The organism is Protofrankia sp. CiP1_Cm_nod2 (genome assembly GCF_920664355.1).
Lineage (GTDB): Bacteria > Actinomycetota > Actinomycetes > Frankiales > Frankiaceae > Protofrankia.
This window is the reverse complement of record NZ_CAKKTL010000039.1, coordinates 6,651-7,759: the sequence shown is the minus strand read 5'-3', so window position 1 is coordinate 7,759 and position 1,109 is coordinate 6,651. Positions and strand designations below refer to the sequence as shown.

The 1,109-nt window shown below is 70.4% G+C and carries 1 protein-coding gene; it reads left to right on the top strand.

Annotated elements, in window-relative coordinates; translation table 11 throughout:
• Window positions 1–312: 312 nt before the first annotated feature.
• Window positions 313–639 (top strand): hypothetical protein, encoded by a 327-nt coding sequence (locus NBW84_RS06555; protein ID WP_445548650.1) that lies wholly within the window; start codon window positions 313–315, stop codon window positions 637–639.
• Window positions 640–1,109 lie beyond the last annotated feature (470 nt).

Sequence of the window (1,109 nt, the reverse complement as noted above, 5' to 3'; positions counted from 1 at the left end):
CCCTACGACCTCGCTCGCGGCACTAGGTTGGGGGTGGGCCCGGCCGCGACGGTCGGACTGCGGACACCGGTCGCCGTGCGTCGGCCGGCGCCGTGCCGATCGGCGCCAAGCCGGCCGCAACCGTTGCGGCAGGCCGCCACCGCACCCGAAGGAAGGCCCGTGACCTCGCAGGACGTACCGGACGAAGTGTTGGGCGAGCCAGCGCCGACCGTGGCGGCGCGAGCCGCCGGCCGCCGCCCGCCGCGGCCGGCCGCGGCACGAGCCCTGGCCGCCACGCGCCGGGCCCTGACAGATCGGCATAACCGGCGTTGGGTGGTGCTGGGTGCGCTCGCGCTCGCCGGCCTGATTGCCTTCGGCATCTACGTCACGGTAGCCGGGCCCTCACCACGCGTCGAGGCGGTGGTCTACTTCACTCCGACCGCGACCGATGCCCAGAAGGACGCCGTCCGGGCCGCATGCCCCACCAGCGGGGGGGCGGTGCAGGAGCCCCCCGACCACAACACGGTTCAGAGCAGCCGGGTCTACCCGTTGCGCTACAACATCACGTTCGCCTCGCCGGCCGACAGGGCCGCGGTCTACCGGTGCGTACACGCCCAGTCGAACGTCATCGGCATCAGCGAGTTCACCCAGGGCCAGTAGGCCACCTCAGCTGGCCCGCCGTCGGCCGAAGGAGTAGATGGTTCCAGCTGTCCTATCGCCCCGCTTCGTGGGTCTCGCAGGTCACGGATGTGCCGTTCGCCGTTGATCTCACCGTCTCGCCGTAACCGACCGTCCGGCGGGCGGTTCCCGGATCGCACGCCGGAACGGCAGCGACCCGGGGCCGGTGCAGCAACACCAACCCCGGGTCTTGAAACCGTAGAGAAAATTGGCGAAAACTCCACCTTTGGCCAGGCCAGCCACACAAAAAGTACGGGATAGCCTGAGAAGTGCGGCAGGTGTGGGTCTGCGGAGATATCCCCGGATGAGTTTTCCACCTACGAGTGCCGGGTCAGGGCCGCGGGCGACGGCTGTCGCCGGCGGGTTTCTCGGTGCGAGAAGGGCAGGGCGTGGGCGCTGGCCTGTCGGGGCGCCGCGACGGGCTGAACACAGCAGGTCGAGCGCGACCAGTT